Below are 15,933 nucleotides of genomic sequence, written 5' to 3' on the forward strand. Positions count from 1 at the left end.
GGAGTAAGGCCTATTCAGGACGGATGCCGGCGCGGTCGATCAGGTCTTTGTACAACGCCAGGCGCTCGGACATCATGGCGGTGAACTGTTGCGGGGTCTGGTTCTCGGGGGGCAGCGCGCCGGCCTTTTCCAGGGATTGCGGCATGCCGTCCTCGGTGGCGGCGGTGCGCACGGCGGCCAGCAGCTTCTGGACGATGTCGGGCGGCGTGCCTGCGGGCGCGGCCAGGCCGATCCACGACATGGAATTGAGCACGGGGTAACCCAGTTCCTCGAAGGTCGGCACGTCGGGCAGGGAGTCCAGGCGTTTTGGCGCGGCCACCGCCAGCGCGCGCATCTTGCCGACCTGGATGTGGGGCAGGAAGGGCGCGAGGTTGTCCAGCGCGAACTGCGCCTGGTCGGACAGCAGCGCGTTGATCAGCGGCGCGCCGCCGCGATAGGGCACGTGCACGGCCTGCAGCTGCAGGGTGTTCTTCAGCAGTTCGGCGTTGAGCTGGCCCATGCTGCCGATGCCTGCGGTGGCATAGTGCAATTGGTCGGGGCGCGCCTTCAGCAGCGCCACGAACTCCGCCAGGTTGCGGGCCGGCACGGCGGCATTGGTCACCAGCACATTGGGCGTGCGCGACAGCTGCGAGATCGAGACGAAGTCCTTGATCGGGTCGTAGCCCAGGTCATTGCGCATCAGCGGGTTGGCCAGGTGCGAGCTTTGCGACGACGCGACCAGCGTGTAGCCGTCCGGCGTGGCGCGCGCGACGCGCTTGCTGCCGATGGCGCCGCCCGCGCCGTCGCGGTTCTCGATGATGACGCTGGTACCCAGCGCCTTTCCCAGGGCGTCCGCGTACAGTCGGCCGATCAGGTCGACGGAGCCGCCCGCAGGGAAGGGGACGACCAGCGTGATGGGGCGCGAAGGATAGGCGTCGGCGCGCGCGGCCAGCGGCAGCAAGGCGGCGCCCAGACCGGCCAGGATCAGGCTGCGGCGGATCGAGGACGGTCCCTGCGATTGATGCTTCATGGAATTCTCTTGTGGTGACTGCGGGTTTGGTCTAATTTGCAATGAAGATTGCAGGCAGCAATATAAGATGCAATGTGTATTGTGAAATTTGGGGTTATCACCTAGGGCCATGCAAGGATGAACCTGCACCAACGTATTGCCGGCTACGGCCGCAAGCTCAGCAAGAGCGAACAATTGCTGGTCGAGGAGATGCAGGCGCGCTATCCGCAAAGCCTGCTGGAATCGGCGACGGCGCTGGCCAGGCAGGTCGGCACCAGCGCTTCCACCGTGGTGCGCCTGTTGGCCAAGCTCGGCTACGAAAGCTACGCGCAGGCCCAGATGGAGGCGCGCACGGAAGTGACGGCGCGCCTGGCCTCGCCCGGCGAGCGCGCGGACGCGGTGGGCTCGGACAAACCGTCGGCGCGCGCCTGCCTGCATAACGCCTTGCTGCATGACCAGCACAACCTGAAGGAGACCTACGCGTCGATCGACGTGGCCGCCTTCGAGGCTGCCGTCCGACTGCTGACGCAGCGCAAGGGGCGGGTGCATGTGCTGGGGCTACGCCAGGCCGCGCCGCTGGCCAGCCACGTGGCGCTGTACTTGAACCTGTGCCTGCCTTCGGTCAAGCCCATGGTCGCCGCCGGCCCGCTGTTCCTGGAAGACCAACTGCTCTGGATCGACGAGGCCGACGTGCTGCTGGCGTTTACCTTCAGGCGCTATTCGGTTGCCGCGGCCAAGGCGGTGCAGTATTTCCGGCAGCGAGGCGGCAAGGTGATTCTGATCACCGATTCGGCGTCGGCGCCCGCCGCGGCCTCGGCACACCACGTGCTGATAGCGCGCAGTTCCAGCGCGTCGCCATTCGATTCCTACACTGCGGCCTTTTCCGTCTGCAATGCCTTGCTGGCGGCGGTTGCGCAGCGCAGCAAACAGGCCTTGGGCGCGGCTCTGGAGCGCGGCGAAGGCTTGTGGGACGCGCAATGGATACGTCCGCCGGGCGGCTGAAAGATGCTGCTCGCACCGTTCTTGCGGCGAGCGCGAAAGGCCAGGATTTGGACCGATTTTCGGCCATTTGGATGAGCTTCAAGATGCGTTCGCACTACCTGCTCTAGTACTTCATAACTCCTTGAAAACATTACTTTTCAAGCCAAAAATTTTTTGGCATATTGCGGCCGGGAAAAACAATTTCGAGGAGCAAGGAATGGGCGCGTGGCCACAGCGTCATATTGATGGATTCGAGGTGGAATGTCAGGTCATCCGGCTGGATACCGGCATGTTGGCGATCGAGGTAGCGGTGTGCCGGAGGGTGGAAGGCGAATTCGAGCGGCGTTGGTCGCTGCCGCGTTTCGTGACCTTCGAGGATCCCGGGACGGCAAGACGCCACGCCGAACTGGTGCTGTCGGGCATCGTGTCGGTGGACGAAGCCACGGGCGAACCGCGCTACGGCATCCTGTAGCGGCGGGCCGGACCCGCAGCGGCAGGCAGGGTTTTGTTTCTTTTCACACAATCGCGTGCTTTGCGCTGGCGGATTTGCCCGGTACATTGGTGTAGGGTGACAACAACAAAGGAGAGTTCCATGTTTGATACTTTTCCTGTCTTGCGTCGTGTCGGCCTGGCCGCCGCGGCGATCGGCGTGGCCGGCCTGATGTTCACGGGTTGCACCACCAACAGTTCCAAGTCAGAGGCCACCGCGACCGAACAGCGCCAATCGTTGAACAGTGCGGCCGACGCCACCTTGGGCAAACTCTATCAAGCGTCGCCGCAGTCCAGGGAACTGGTCGCCCGCGCCCGAGGCGTGCTGATTTTTCCTGATGTGTTGAGCGGCAGCTTCATCATCGGGGCCGAGCATGGCAAGGGCGTGCTGCGCGTGGGCAGTTCCACCGCCGGCTACTACAGCACCACGGCGGGTTCCGTCGGCTTCCAGGCGGGGGCGCAGTCCAAGGCGATGGTGCTGTTGTTCATGACGGATGAGGCGCTTGCCAAGTTCCGCAACAGCAGCGGCTGGACCGTGGGCGCCGATGCGACGGTTGCGGTTGTCAATGTGGGCGCCAACGGCCGCATCGACACCAACACGGCACAACAACCCATCGTCGGCTTCGTAATGAACAACGGCGGCCTGATGGCAGGCGTGTCCCTGGCCGGTACCAAGATCTCCAAACTGAATCTTTGAACTGTCTGCCAAGCAAAACGCCGCGGATGATCTCCGCGGCGTTTTTGTTTGGCGCATCGGCCGGCGCTTCAGCCCATGAGCGTGTCGCCGTTGTTGCGCACCGAGCTCTCGCGCTGCATCTCGGCAGCTTCAATGTCCGGGTCGAGGCCGCGCCAGCGTTTGATGCGGCCGCGATCCTGCTCGGGCTCCCAGCCGAGCAGGCCGTAGCGCGTGATTTCGGTTTGACCCGTTTCGAATTCCACTTCGAAGTAGCCCTGACGATCGGGTAGCGTGCCGCCGGGGAACCAGTCGGTTTCAGGCATGGTGTTCTCCTTGCTAGGCGATGGGAGGGGCGCCGGCGCGGGGCGCGGCGCTTTCATTGTGGAGGGGCACCGGAGATCCCGCAAGTCGGCGCCGCCCGCTTCACGCGAGCGGGACGGCGGTGGTGTACAGCACCTGCTTCAAGGCGAAGCTGGAACGGATGCTGGCGACGCCCGGGATGCGAGTGATGTGTTCGACGATCAGCCGCTCCAGCGCGTCCACGTCAGGCACCAGGGCGCGTATCAGGTAGTCGGCGTCGCCCGACATGAGGTAGCACTCCATGATTTCCGGCAGGACCGCGATCTCGCGTTCGAACACGTCCAGCGCCGCCTTGCGCTGCTTGTCCAGCGAGATCTGGATGAATACGTTGACCTTCAGGCCCAGCTTGCGCGCGTTGAGCAGCGTGACGCGGCGGTCGATCAGGCCCTCGGTTTCGAGCCGGCGCACGCGCGCCAGACAGGGAGAGGCAGACAGGTTCACGCGCGCGGCGAGTTCGACATTTGTCAGCCGCGCATCGCGCTGGAGTTCGTTGAGGATACGGATGTCGGTGGCATCCAGGTTGATTTCCGGCATAAGTCACCCAGTTACGGTCATTCAGCAATTCATCTGTGCTGAGTATGACGGGTATCTCGCTTGATTGCAGTGAAATATGCTGGGGTTAACCCTATAGACTATTCCATCGTTTGGCAATTGTGCCAAAGCGCGGAATATTCAAGCAGTAGATTGGGCAGTAATGAGTCAGCAGAGCACGTTGGGCAGGTTTTTGCCGCTGGTCGGCGCGGTCGCCATCTGGGGCGGCAATTGGCCCGTCATGAAGCTGGGGCTGACGCACATGAGCCCGCTGTGGCTGGCCGCCAGCCGGTTCGGCTCGGCCGCGCTGATCAGCGCGCTGGTGCTGGGCATGCTGGGCCGCCTGCGTCTGCCGACGCGGCAGGAAATGCCGCTGGTGGCGGGTGTGGCGCTGCTGCAGATGGGGGCGTTCACGGCGCTGGCGCTATGGGCGATGCAATACGTGGCGCCGGGACGCGCGTCCGTGATCGCCTACGCCACTTCCATCTGGGTGATTCCGCTGTCCTCGCTGATCCTGAAGGAGCGCCTGTCGATGGCGCAATGGCTGGCGACGGGGCTGAGCTATGCCGGCATCGCCGTCATCGTCGCGCCCGCGTTCAGCCCTTGGCAGGCGCACACGGTGGTCGGCCTGGCCATGTTGCTGGGTGCATCCTTTGCGTGGGCCTGCAATATCATCCAGCTGCGCGGCTACCGGCATATCCGCCTGGGCGCGGACATGATTCCCTGGCAGACCGCCATCGCGGCGCTGCCGCTGGCCGCGCTGGCGTGGATGCGCGATGGCGCGCCCGTTTTCCTGGCGCAGCCCGAGGCATGGCCCGTGATCCTGTACACCGGTCCGCTGGCTACCGCGCTGACCTTCATCGTGGTGCTGGGCATGACGCAGAAGATGCCGCCGGTGGCGACCTCGATCGCCATGCTGTGCGTGCCGGTGATCGGGCTGATCGTGTCGTCGCTGGTGTTCCAGGAGCGCATCTCGGCCGACCTGGCGCTGGGCTTGGCCCTGATCGGCGCCAGCGTGGCGGCGTCGGCGGCGGCGACGCGCCTGAAGCGGCCGCTGGCGCTGCGGGCTTCCTAGCCCGTCAGTACGCCGCAGGCGCGAAACCGGCCATCGGCGCGTTCTAGAATGTCGAGCGCCGGAACCGTTCCGGCTTCTCTTGCAGGCGTGCGGCGGGTATGGATTCCTTATATGTGCTGGTCGCGGCGGGCGCCATGGCCGCCGGTTTCGTGCAGGGACTCTCGGGCTTCGGCTTCGGCATGGTGGCCATGTCGTTCTGGGCCTGGACGATAGATCCCAAACTCGCGGCTGCGATGGTGGTGTTCGGCTCGCTGACCGGGCAGTTGCTGGCCGCGTTCACGATGCGCCGCGGATTCACGATGGCGCACCTGCTGCCCTTCGTGGCGGGCGGATTGCTGGGGATTCCGCTGGGCGTCAAGCTGCTGCCCTATCTGGATCCGCTGATGTTCAAGGCGCTGGTCGGCGGACTGCTGGCGGTCTGGTGTCCGGTGATGCTGTTCGCGACGCGCTTGCCGCCTATCACGGCGGGTGGACGATGGGCCGACGGCGTGGTGGGAGCGATGGGCGGCGTCATGGGCGGCATAGGCGGCTTCACTGGCGTCATTCCGACTTTGTGGTGCACCTTGCGTCGCTTTGACCGCGACGTGCAGCGCGCGGTGATCCAGAACTTCAACCTGTCGATGTTGGTCGTGACGATGGCGAGCTATGTCTACACCGGCGTGGTGACGCGCGACATGCTGCCGCTCTTTGCGGTGATCGTGCCGGCGATGCTGGTGCCGACCTTGTGGGGCACGCGCGTCTACGTGGGCATCAGCGACGTTGCGTTTCGCCGCATCGTGCTGGGCCTGCTGACCGTTTCGGGCGTGGCGCTGCTGGCGTCGTCCTTGCCCAAGCTGCTTGCCTAGCGACTTTTACAGGTCGCCAGGGCGGGGCATGGCAACATGCTATCGTTGGGTATTCAAGAGAGAATCACCGCATGGCATTGCACCGTTTCGAGAAAGGCGAGTTGGGACATTGGCTGCGCATCGTGGCCGACAATTGCGAGCCCGGCGCTGCCCAGACTGAAGTGCCCGCCCACGTGGCGCAGGCGCTGGAGACGTTGCGTTGCATTGCAGCCGACGCCGACGGCCGCTGGCTGATCACCGAGAAGGGCAAGCTCGCCCTGCGCATGGAAGAGCCGGGCGCCATCCATTTGCGCTAACCCGCAAAATCCAGTTATGTCGACAGCAGGCGCGGCCCGGGGCCGCCCTCCGCGTTTCGCCGCGTCTTGACCGTTTGGCGCGGGGATTTCCACACAATTTGCGAATGTTTTCGCAGTATTTCGCGAGTTCGCGACCAATAGGGCCGTGCTACGGGAATTTCCTGAGACGGAATGCGCGATTTGGCTGCTTTTCGACGTATCGCGACCCACGAGTCGCCAGTAAGATGAACTTGCGTGACGTTTGCAGGTCTATTCATTTGCGGGGGGATTCTGCCCCCGCAACGTCACGCGTGGTTCACGCGTTTAGGTAACCGACTGGGAGGTAGCACATGCAGCATCGTGACCAGGAAGTTCTGATCGACGTTTCCACAGCGGCCATGGATACCGGCGGATATGGCGTACTGCTGACGGTTACGGCCGAGGGCGGCACCGAAGTGGATGCCGCGTTTTCCCACTTGGGCAACTGCGCTTCGTTGGACGAAGCACGCGATCGCGCGGAAGTATTCGCGCAGAACTGGGTAGAGGAAAACATCTTCCGATAGGGCGCCACGCCCTGGACGGAGCTGATCGGCGGGACCGGTCTGTGTGAGCATGACGCTTCGGAGAATACTCAAAGGTTTGCGACGAAAATTTCGGTTATCGTTGCTGCTCCAAAATCTGGGGCCCTCATTGGGTATGCGCCGTTCCAAGATGACTGCCGCACAGACCAACTCTTCACTTGCGGAACACATCCGCGCATTCCGCGACCATTTTGATTCCGTTGTCCTGCCCCTTTGGATGGGGCAGGGTTTCAATGGCGCGCTGGGTCTGCCTTATGAATCGCTGGACGCGGCGACGGGCGTCGCGCTGCCGGTCGAGCGCTACCGCGCCATGGCTTGCGCGCGCCAGCTCTACGTTTTTTCGGAAGCGCCGGGCGACGCTGCGGGCGCGCATGCAGATGTGCTGTTCGAATCGCTGCGGCGCGTATTCCGCGACGAGCTTCACGGAGGCTGGCGCTATAGCGTGGACGCCGCGGCGCATCCGCTCGATGACACGCAGGACCTGTACACCCACGCGTTCATCGTGCTGGCCTGCGCCGCCTATTTCCGCCGCAGCCGCAATGCCGATGCGCGCAAGCTCATGCTGTCGACTTCCTCGACCATCGAGGCGCGCTTCAAGACCGCCGACGGGCTGTATCACGCGGCGCTCAGCGCCGACCTGAGCCAGCCTCTGCGCGCGCCCGCGCAGAATCCCATGATGCATCTGACCGAGGCCTACCTGGCCGCAGCCCAGGTCGCGGAGCCGGCGCTGTACGCGCAGCGCCTGCGCGGCCTGGCGCAAGGCATCAGCCATTTCTTCGTGCATGCGGCCTCGCAGTGCATCGCGGAAGAGCGGCAAGGCTCGGCCGGCAACCGGCTGGAGCCCGGGCATCAGTTCGAGTGGCTGTCGCTGGTGCAAGGCTCGGCCGAGGTTTTCGACGGCCTGGAGCTGACGGAGTCGCTGCCGCGCGCTGTGCGCTGGTCGCGCCGCCATGGTGTGGACGCGGGCGGAGTGGTGGCGTCGTTGGACGAGTCCGGCGCCGTGATCGACGATACGCGCCGGATCTGGGCGCAGACCGAGTACCTGCGGGTGCTCGGCGTGCTGGGCGACCTGCCCGCGCTGGAGGCCGGCGTGGCCATGTTCCGCGCGCGTTTCCTGCACCCCGGCGGCTGGTACGAATGCCTGGACACGGAAGGAGCGGTGGTGCGCAAGGACATGCCGTCGACCTCTCCGTATCACCTGGCAACCTGCCTGGCGGCCCTGCCCACTGTTGTTTAATTGTGGCGTTAACAATATTTTTTGGATTTAGGGGCCTGATTCGATAGAAAAGTATTGGTGGAATCCCTTACAATTTAGTTACTAAAATTGTAGGGAAGCACCAATGAGCGTTATGTGCCTGGCTTGCCAACGCATTAACCCCGGGCTTGCAGGCGTTGCGCCGCATGCCCATCTGGGACACCAGGGGTTCACCAATCCCACGCAGAAAGGCCGTGAAGAAAGCCGTGAAGACCATTTCCGCTGCCTGAATTGCGGCGCGAAATGGCTGCGCGAGACCGACAAATGGGGCGTGGACCTCGGGTTCAAGCTCGCACCCTGAGCATTTTCGACCGCGCCGGCAGCATGGCGCAGACCCCCGCAGCGGGCTCCAGATCGGGAGCCCGTTTTCATTTTGTAGTATTCCCGCGCGGGACGCCGGCAACCGGTTGTGTCCGCAGGCTAGGCGCTCAGGCTGGGCTGGCGGCGATCACGTCGGGATCCTGCCCGGCGGTTTCCAGCAGCCATCGCCGGAAACAAGCCAGCGCGTAATGGTCGCGGCGCTGGGCCGGGGCGCATAGATGGTAGCCACGGTCGATGCGGATGGGCAGGTCGGGAAACGGGGCCACCACGCGTCCGGCCTGCAGGTCGTCGCGGACCAGGCAGCGCTGCAGCACGGCGATGCCCATGTCGGCCATGACGGCGCGAACCAGGATGGAAACCTGGTCAAAGCCATTGGAAAGCTGGACCGAGGCGCGCGGCACGCCGGCGGCGGCCAGCCACTGCGCCCAGTTGTCCATGCCATTCGAGTGATACAGCAGCGGTTCCCCGAGCAGGCCGGCTGGCGTGTCCCAGAGTCCCTGCGCGCGCCGGGCCGCCAGACGGGCGGGGTGGCAGATCACGACCAACTCGCGCCCGATCACGTAGTCCACCTGCCAGCCCGGCCATTGCTCCGGCATGCCGGACAGGATGCTGGCATCGGGCGTCGCGCCCGAAAAATCTTCGTTGCGGCGGTAGGCCGCGAAGCTGAGCTGGATATCCGGATGGCGCGCATGAAAGTCGGACAGGCGGGGCACCAGCCAGGCGCTGGCCAGCGTCGGCACCGTCGACAGCGTCAGGCGCAGGCGGCGGTCATTGGCGCGCAATCCGGCGCTGAGCGACTCGATCTGCTGCAGCGGGCCTAGCGTGCCGTCGTACAGGCGGCGTCCGGTTTCAGTCAGGGTCAGGCCATGGGCGTTGCGATGCATCAGCGGCTGGCCGAAATGCGCTTCCAGTCGGGAAATGGCGCGGCTGACGGCGCCCTGGGTGACGCACAAGACCTCCGCGGCGCGGGTGAAGCTGCCCAGGCGTGCCGCCGTCACGAAGGCGTGCAGTTCGGACATGGAGGGCGAGTGCAGTCGCATCTAGCATGACCATTGGTAATGAAGCCGTGCAATATAGTCGTTTGAAAGGGGATCGTAAAGTTCGGACACTGGCGGCCTTGTCGACTGACCTTCAACTTTCGGAGTCATCCCCCATGTCCCGCCGCCTCCTGGGCCGGTCCGCGCGCTTCGCGCTCGCCGGCATGTTCGCCACGTTGTCCTTTGCCGGCATCGCCCAAGCTGCCGACTATCCCGCCCGCCCCATCAAGCTGGTGGTGCCGTTCGCCGCTGGCGGTTCGACCGACATCGTGGCGCGCCTGGTGGCCGAGTACGCCGGCCGCGACCTGAAGCAGACCATCGTGGTCGAGAACAAGGCTGGCGCCGGCGGTTCCATGGGCATGGAGCAGGTGGCACGCGCCACGCCCGACGGCTACACCATCGGCATGGCCACGATGAGCACGCACGGCTCGAACCCGGCCGTGTTCCGCAAGATGAACTACGACCCGGTGAAGGACTTCGTGCCGGTGGCCAACGTGGTCGCCGTGCCCAGCATCTTCGCGATCAATCCGGGCTTGCCGGCCAAGAACATGGCCGAGTTCGTGGCCCTGGCCAAGAAGCAGCCGGAGCGCTATAGCTTCGCCTCGCCGGGCGTGGGCTCGCTGGGCCATGTGAACATCGAGAACTTCATGATGCTGTCCGGCATCAAGCTGCTGCACGTGCCGTACCGCGGCGCGGGTCCGGCGTTGAATGACGTGATGGGCGGGCAGGTGGATGCTATCACCGACAACCTGTCCTCGACCCTGCCGCAGGTGCAGGGCGGCAAGCTGCGCGCGCTGGCCGTGCTGGGCGCCGAACGCTCGCCGCTGTTGCCCGACGTGCCGACCTACATCGAGCTGGGATACCCCGACATGGGTACGGGCGGCTGGTTCGGCCTGGTGGCGCCCGCCGGCACCCCGCCGGCCGTGATCGAACGCCTGAACAAGGCGGTGCGCGCGGCCCAGGACGATCCGGAATTCCGCAAGAAGGCCGAGGAAGTGGGTGGTACGCTGGTGCGCACCACGCCCCAGGAATTCGAGGCGCAGATCCAGCAGGCCCTGGCACGCTACGCCAAGGTCGCCAAGACTGCCAACATTCAGGCTGATTGACGATGACCCACGCCGACTTCGACGCTGTTTCCGTACACGAGCCCACGGGCCCGGCCTTGCCGCTGGTTTGCGATTCGCCGCATAGCGGCGAGCGCTATCCCGACGATTTCGGCGCCGCGGCCACCCTGGCGCAATTGCGCCAGGGCGAGGACACGCACGTGGACGCGTTGTGGTCGGCGGCGCCGGCCCTGGGCGCGACGCTGATCGCCGCGAACTTTCCGCGCGTCTATATCGATCCCAACCGCACGCTGCAGGACCTGGACCCGGAGCTGCTGGCGCAACCCTGGCCCGAGCTGCTGGACCCGGGCGAGAAGACCCGCCTGGGCAAGGGTTTGATCTGGCGCAGGATGGACAGGTCCACGCCGATCTACGACCGCAAGCTGACGCTGGCCGAAGTGCGCCACCGCATCCAGGCGTATTACGAGCCTTACCACGCGGCGCTGTCGCAGGCGATCCAGCAGGTGCGGCAGCGTTTTGGCGCGGTCTGGCACCTGAACCTGCACTCGATGCCCAACGACGCCTACGAGCGCCTGGGCCGCAAGAGCGAGCATCCGCTGGCGGACTTTGTGCTGGGCGACCGCGACGGCACCACCTGCGAGCCGGAGTTCATCGCCCTGATCGAGACCGCTTTGCGCGGCAAGGGCTACACCGTGGCGCGCAACGACCCCTACAAAGGCGTGCAGTTGATCGCGCAGATCGGCCAGCCGGCCTTGAATCGGCACAGCTTGCAGGTGGAGATCCGCCGTCCGCTGTACATGGACGAAGCCACGCGCGAGCGCAACGCCGGCTTCGCGCCGCTGCAGGCGGACCTGTCCGACGTGCTGGCCCAGGTGGCGGCCTACGTGCGTGCGCGCCAGGCGGCGCTGGCTTAAGTTTTCCCGCGGCGGGCCGTAGTCGGTAACAAGGAACCGCGCTTTTTTGGGCGCGGCCACACGGAACCGCAATGGCTGAGAAGATCATCAACGGATTTTCGGTGCTCGCGTACGCGACCCAACCCGAGGGGCGCGTGCCGCCGCGCGCTTTCATCGAAACGCGGCGGTTGCCGAAGAAAAAGAGCCAGGCCGAACGGGACGCGCAAGCGGCAGCCCAGGCCGATGCGCCAGCGCCACCGGATGACGCCGTGCAGCAGGAAGCCGAGCCCGACACCCAGGCTTTCGAGATCTTCATCAGCCGACGCTTCCGCAGCACGGTCGAGGCCATGTCGGCCGCACGCAACGCGCTGGACCGCGTCAAGCAGGTCGACGAGGACGGCGTTCCGGACCACTTGCCCGAATAGTCCAGCCCCTGGGCGGCCATGCGTCGCCCATATTGTTATCCCGACTTTGTATTTGTCTAACCCCTGAGCGCAGGCCGATGATGCCGCATGGCAATCATCGCCATTCACAGTCTGCTCAAAAGGAAGGTTGATGAATACGAACGTCCATTCCCGCGCCATCTCCACGCGGGGAATTTCGCGCCGTGCGCTGCTGCGCGCGGCAGGCGCCGCAGGCCTTGCGGCGCCGCTGGGCATGCTGGGCTCGCGCGTGCTGGCCGCCAACGCCGCACCGCGCACGTTCAAGATCGCATGGAGCCAGACCGCAGTCTGCCAATCGCCCGTGTCGGTGGCGCTGGAGCGCGGCTTCTTCGACAAGTACAACCTCAAGGTCGAACGCATCAACTTCAGCGGCTCCACCGACCAGCTGCTGGAGGCGATCGCCACCGGCCACGCCGATGGCGGCATCGGCATGGCGCTGCGTTGGTTGAAACCGCTGGAGCAGGGCTTCGACGTCAAGCTGGCGGTGGGCACGCATGGCGGCTGCATGCGCTTGCTGACGGCGCAGGATTCGCCGATCAAGAGCGTCAACGACCTGAAGGGACGCCGCGTGGCGGTGTCGGACCAGGCCAGTCCGGTGAAGAACTTCTTCGCGATCCGCGTGGCGCAGCTGGGTATCGATCCCGAATCCGTGGACTGGCGCCAGTACCCGCAGGACCTGTTCGGCGAGGTCCTGCGCAAGGGCGAGGTCGACGCCATTGCGGGTGACGATCCGCTGATCTACACGCTGCGTGAGGACAACAAGCTGCGAGAGATCGCCACCAACATCGAGGGCGATTACGAGAACCGTACCTGCTGCGTGCTGGGCCTGCGCGGCGATCTGGTGCGCAAGGATCCAGAGGCCGCCGCGGCCATTGCGCGTGCGGTGATCGACGCGCAGCGCTGGACGGCTTCCAACCCGGACGAGACCGCGCGCATCTTCGCGCCGTATGTGCCCGGCAAGGTGCCGGCCGAACGCGTGGCCGCGATCCTGCGCAGCCACAGCCATGGCCATGCCTCGACGGGCGCCGCGTTGCGCGAAGAGATCGTGGGCTACGCCCGGGACCTGAAGACGATCAAGGTGCTGAGCGCGGGCCTGGACGTCAACAAATACGCGCAAGCGGTGGTGCCCAATGTCCTCGGCTGACGTATTGCACGCCCCGGCCGCGGGTGTGAATCCGCCCGCGCGCGACTGGCGCTTGTGGAAAACCGGTATCGCCGCCGCCGCGCTGTGGGCGGGCGTGGGCGGCGTGACGCTGGCATGGCCGAACGTCGAGGTGGGCTTCTCGTCCTGGGGCTACACGCGCGAATTCGGCGCGGCGGCCTTGGCGCTGGCGTTGCTGCTGTTACTGGCGGCGGCGCCGGGGGCGGGGCAGTTGCGCGCCGTGCGCGCCTTGCACCGCGCCGGCCCCTGGCTCGCGGCCCTGGCCGTGGCGGTGGGCGCCTGGGAGATCGCGACGGCCAAGCTGGCGCTGCTGCCCAGCCCGTTCTTCGCGCCGCCGCAGTCGCTGATCGAAGTCTACGTCTCCGACTACAAGCGGCTGGCCGACAGTCTGGCGAATTCGCTTTGGCTGCTGGCCAACGGCTTTCTGCTGGGCGCGGCCGCGGGTTTCCTGACCGGGGTCGCGATCGGCTGGTCGCGCGGCCTGGGCTATTGGGTGCATCCGGTGCTGCGCTTCCTGGGGCCGGTGCCTTCCACGGCCTTGCTGCCGATGGCGTTCTTCTTCTTTCCGTCGAGCTGGTCGGCAGCGGTCTTCCTGATCGCCCTGGCCACCTGGTTTCCGGTCACGGTGCTGACCTGGTCGGGCGTGGCGGGCGTCAACCGGGCCTACTACGACGTGGCGCGCACCATGGGCGCCAATGAGTGGTTCCTGGTGCTGCGCGTGGCGATTCCGGCGGCCTTGCCGCAGGTCTTCGTGGGCCTGTTCATGGGCCTGGGCGCCTCGTTTTCGGTGCTGGTGGCGGCCGAGATGATGGGCGTGAAGTCCGGGCTGGGCTGGTACCTGTCATGGGCCCAGGGCTGGGCGTCCTACGCCAACATGTACGGCGCGCTGATCGTGATGGCGCTGGTGTTCTCGGGCCTCATCACCTTGCTGTTCCTGGGGCGCGACCGCCTCCTGGCCTGGCAGAAGGGAGTCGTGAAATGGTAGCGGCAGCGGTGCCTGACAAGCGGGATGCGGCCGGCGCCGCATTGGCCGTGCGCGGCGTGAACCATCACTTCGACCTGGACGGCGCGCAACTGCCGGTGCTGGACGGCATAGACCTGGACGTGAAGCCGGGCGAGTTCGTGGCGCTGCTGGGACCCAGCGGCTGCGGCAAGTCCACGCTGCTGCGCCTGGTGGCGGGCCTGGAGCCGCCCGCCGCGGGCGGCCTGCTGGCGGACGGCGAGCCGATCACGGGGCCTTCGCCTTCGCGCATCGTGGTGTTCCAGGACCCCACGCTATATCCGTGGCGCACGGTCTGGGACAACGTGGCCCTGGGACTGCAGGCGCGCGGGCTGTTGAAGACGCAGCGCAGCCGGGTGGACGAGGCCTTGCAGCGCGTGGGCCTGAAGGCGTTCAGCCAGGCCTATCCGCATCAGCTGTCCGGCGGCATGGCGCAGCGCGCCGCGCTGGCGCGGGCGCTGGTCAACGATCCGCGCATCCTGATCCTGGACGAGCCGCTGGGCAAGCTGGACTCGCTGACCCGCATCGCCATGCAGTCCGAACTGGTGGACCTGTGGCAACGCGAAGGCTACACGGCCTTGCTGGTCACGCACGATGTGGAGGAGGCGCTGTTCATGGCCACGCGCATCGTGGTGCTGAGCGAGCGGCCGGCGCGGATCAAGGACGAAATCGTCAACGACCTGCCGTACCCCAGGCATCGCGGCGATCCGCGCCTGGCCGCGTTGCGCCATCGCGCGCTGGCCTTGTTGGGGCTGGATGCGACGTGGTGAGCATCGTGCAACGCCGGCCGGCGGATGCCGCTGGCGCGGCGCGGTGGGCCCGGCGGCGCATGGCGGCGCTGTTGACGGTCGGCTTGGCCGCATTGGCGTTGGCCCTGGGCGCCGCGGTCTGGCGCTCGCTGGGCCAGGCTCCGGCATTGGCGTATTGGCCATTCGCGTGGCGCTACGACCCGGACCTGCCCGTCAGCCCGCACACGTGGCGCCAGCTTTGGCTGGCGCTGGCGCAGTCGGCGGCGGCGCTGGCGTTGCTATGCGGCGCGCTGTTCGCCAAGCGCCGCCGGCTGGCATGGCTGGGCGCCGCCGTCGCGCTGGCGCTGCTGGCTGACTGGCCGAACCCGCGGATGTTGCTGGTCGAGGCGCACAGTTCTTCCTATCAGAGGTCGCCGTTGCCGTTTTCCGATGCCACTCTGTTGCAGGGCGGACGGCTGTACCAGGCGCATTGCGCCGCATGCCACGGCGCGGCGGCAGATGGGCGGGGCGAGCGCGCGGCCAGCCTGCCGGTGTGGCCCAGCGTGCTGGGGCCGGCCCTGTTCCAGAACAGGCTCGAAGGCGAGCTGCACTGGCGCATCGCGCAGGGCGGCCAGGAACCGGCGGCCAACCCCGCGATGCCGGCGTTTGGCGCAATGCTGAACACGGAAGAGATCTGGCAGGTGCTGGACTATCTGCGCCTGCGGGCCTATGGCGTCAGCGGCGGCAGCGGCATGCCGGCGGTCGCCGCACCCGTCGTGGCGCTTGCCTGCCGCGACGGCCGGGCGACGCGGCTGAGCGGTTTGCGCGGCTTGCCCCTGCGTGTGATGGCCTACGCGCAGGGCGCGGCCGAGGAACCGCAGGATCCACGCCTGCTCACCGTGGCGCTGACGCGTGGCCACACACAGCGCGTAGACGCGGATTGCGTGGCGGCAGGCGTAGAGGCCTGGAACGCCTATGCGCTGGCAGCCGGCGTGTCGCCTGACGAGCTGGCGGGCGCGCAGTTCATGGTCGACCGCCAGGGCTGGCTGCGTGCGCGCCGCCTGCCGGGCGCGGCTCCGGCGTGGACCAGCGCGGACGATGTCTGTGGGCCGGGAGGACGGATGGAGGGAGCGACGGCCCGCGGGCTGGGCCAACTATTGCAGGCGATGGATCGTGCGCCCATCGCCATTCCGGATATGCGCCGCGAACATTGACTGCGGCGCTTGCCC

At 66.3% G+C, this 15,933-nt stretch carries 20 protein-coding genes; 16 read left to right on the forward strand and 4 right to left on the reverse strand.

The features are described from left to right. Window positions 1-10 precede the first annotated feature (10 nt). Window positions 11-1,009, reverse strand: a complete 999-nt coding sequence (locus IB257_RS25705; RefSeq protein WP_192493024.1) for a tripartite tricarboxylate transporter substrate binding protein — start codon at window positions 1,007-1,009, stop codon at window positions 11-13. Window positions 1,010-1,126: 117 nt separating this feature from the next. On the opposite strand from IB257_RS25705, the gene IB257_RS25710 reads away from it, so the two are divergent. From IB257_RS25710 to IB257_RS25720, 3 genes are all read left to right on the forward strand, one after another. Further along, the gene (locus IB257_RS25710; RefSeq protein ID WP_054458227.1) at window positions 1,127-1,990 is read left to right on the forward strand and encodes a MurR/RpiR family transcriptional regulator; all 864 of its coding nucleotides are present in this window, start codon (window positions 1,127-1,129) and stop codon (window positions 1,988-1,990) included. A 268-nt stretch (window positions 1,991-2,258) separates the two neighbouring features. Beyond that, on the forward strand, window positions 2,259-2,441 hold the full coding sequence (locus IB257_RS25715) for a hypothetical protein (RefSeq protein WP_225589211.1): 183 nt from the start codon (window positions 2,259-2,261) through the stop codon (window positions 2,439-2,441). 120 nt (window positions 2,442-2,561) lie between these two features. Continuing rightward, on the forward strand, window positions 2,562-3,155 hold the full coding sequence (locus IB257_RS25720) for a YSC84-related protein (RefSeq protein ID WP_054458225.1): 594 nt from the start codon (window positions 2,562-2,564) through the stop codon (window positions 3,153-3,155). A gap of 68 nt (window positions 3,156-3,223) precedes the next feature. Here IB257_RS25720 and IB257_RS25725 read toward each other — a convergent pair whose 3' ends face one another. Further along, window positions 3,224-3,457 (reverse strand): hypothetical protein, encoded by a 234-nt coding sequence (locus IB257_RS25725; protein WP_059378407.1) that lies wholly within the window; start codon window positions 3,455-3,457, stop codon window positions 3,224-3,226. Between the two features lie 100 nt (window positions 3,458-3,557). Further along, complete coding sequence (locus tag IB257_RS25730) at window positions 3,558-4,028, reverse strand: Lrp/AsnC family transcriptional regulator (RefSeq protein ID WP_006226939.1); 471 nt, start codon at window positions 4,026-4,028, stop codon at window positions 3,558-3,560. A 160-nt stretch (window positions 4,029-4,188) separates the two neighbouring features. Here IB257_RS25730 and IB257_RS25735 point away from each other — a divergent pair, with 160 nt between their 5' ends. The 6 genes from IB257_RS25735 to IB257_RS25760 all read left to right on the forward strand — a co-directional run bounded on the left by IB257_RS25735 (window position 4,189) and on the right by IB257_RS25760 (window position 8,357). Beyond that, entirely contained in the window at window positions 4,189-5,100 is a 912-nt protein-coding gene (locus tag IB257_RS25735) for a DMT family transporter (RefSeq protein ID WP_054458223.1), read from the forward strand. 98 nt (window positions 5,101-5,198) lie between these two features. After that, window positions 5,199-5,945, forward strand: coding sequence for a sulfite exporter TauE/SafE family protein (locus IB257_RS25740; RefSeq protein WP_054458222.1), 747 nt, complete (start codon window positions 5,199-5,201; stop codon window positions 5,943-5,945). Between the two features lie 71 nt (window positions 5,946-6,016). Beyond that, window positions 6,017-6,241 (forward strand): hypothetical protein, encoded by a 225-nt coding sequence (locus tag IB257_RS25745; protein ID WP_054458221.1) that lies wholly within the window; start codon window positions 6,017-6,019, stop codon window positions 6,239-6,241. Window positions 6,242-6,570: 329 nt separating this feature from the next. Further along, complete coding sequence (locus IB257_RS25750; RefSeq protein ID WP_008159938.1) at window positions 6,571-6,783, forward strand: hypothetical protein; 213 nt, start codon at window positions 6,571-6,573, stop codon at window positions 6,781-6,783. Window positions 6,784-6,931: 148 nt separating this feature from the next. Continuing rightward, complete coding sequence (locus IB257_RS25755; RefSeq protein ID WP_192493025.1) at window positions 6,932-8,038, forward strand: AGE family epimerase/isomerase; 1,107 nt, start codon at window positions 6,932-6,934, stop codon at window positions 8,036-8,038. Window positions 8,039-8,141: 103 nt separating this feature from the next. Beyond that, the gene (locus tag IB257_RS25760) at window positions 8,142-8,357 is read left to right on the forward strand and encodes a hypothetical protein (protein WP_042792993.1); all 216 of its coding nucleotides are present in this window, start codon (window positions 8,142-8,144) and stop codon (window positions 8,355-8,357) included. A 127-nt stretch (window positions 8,358-8,484) separates the two neighbouring features. Here the strand turns inward: IB257_RS25760 and IB257_RS25765 are convergent, their stop codons facing one another. Further along, window positions 8,485-9,417 carry a LysR substrate-binding domain-containing protein gene (locus IB257_RS25765; protein WP_192493026.1) on the reverse strand — a complete coding sequence of 311 codons (933 nt, stop codon included), beginning with the start codon at window positions 9,415-9,417 and terminating at the stop codon, window positions 8,485-8,487. A 113-nt stretch (window positions 9,418-9,530) separates the two neighbouring features. Between IB257_RS25765 and IB257_RS25770 the strand changes: the two genes are divergently transcribed. The 7 genes from IB257_RS25770 to IB257_RS25800 all read left to right on the forward strand — a co-directional run bounded on the left by IB257_RS25770 (window position 9,531) and on the right by IB257_RS25800 (window position 15,918). Continuing rightward, entirely contained in the window at window positions 9,531-10,520 is a 990-nt protein-coding gene (locus tag IB257_RS25770) for a tripartite tricarboxylate transporter substrate binding protein (RefSeq protein ID WP_054458219.1), read from the forward strand. Between the two features lie 2 nt (window positions 10,521-10,522). Then, window positions 10,523-11,392, forward strand: coding sequence for an N-formylglutamate amidohydrolase (locus IB257_RS25775; protein WP_192493027.1), 870 nt, complete (start codon window positions 10,523-10,525; stop codon window positions 11,390-11,392). 71 nt (window positions 11,393-11,463) lie between these two features. Beyond that, complete coding sequence (locus IB257_RS25780) at window positions 11,464-11,796, forward strand: hypothetical protein (protein ID WP_054458217.1); 333 nt, start codon at window positions 11,464-11,466, stop codon at window positions 11,794-11,796. 130 nt (window positions 11,797-11,926) lie between these two features. Further along, window positions 11,927-12,958 carry an ABC transporter substrate-binding protein gene (locus tag IB257_RS25785; RefSeq protein WP_119451641.1) on the forward strand — a complete coding sequence of 344 codons (1,032 nt, stop codon included), beginning with the start codon at window positions 11,927-11,929 and terminating at the stop codon, window positions 12,956-12,958. Further along, entirely contained in the window at window positions 12,945-13,961 is a 1,017-nt protein-coding gene (locus tag IB257_RS25790) for an ABC transporter permease (RefSeq protein ID WP_054458215.1), read from the forward strand. Before IB257_RS25785 ends, IB257_RS25790 begins: the two co-directional genes overlap by 14 nt. Further along, window positions 13,955-14,746, forward strand: coding sequence for an ABC transporter ATP-binding protein (locus IB257_RS25795; RefSeq protein ID WP_119451643.1), 792 nt, complete (start codon window positions 13,955-13,957; stop codon window positions 14,744-14,746). Before IB257_RS25790 ends, IB257_RS25795 begins: the two co-directional genes overlap by 7 nt. Beyond that, window positions 14,743-15,918, forward strand: a complete 1,176-nt coding sequence (locus IB257_RS25800; protein ID WP_370540128.1) for a c-type cytochrome — start codon at window positions 14,743-14,745, stop codon at window positions 15,916-15,918. Before IB257_RS25795 ends, IB257_RS25800 begins: the two co-directional genes overlap by 4 nt. Window positions 15,919-15,933: the final 15 nt, after the last annotated feature.

It is taken from the genome of Achromobacter sp. ACM03, from assembly GCF_014851665.1.
Lineage (GTDB): Bacteria > Pseudomonadota > Gammaproteobacteria > Burkholderiales > Burkholderiaceae_B > Achromobacter > Achromobacter aegrifaciens.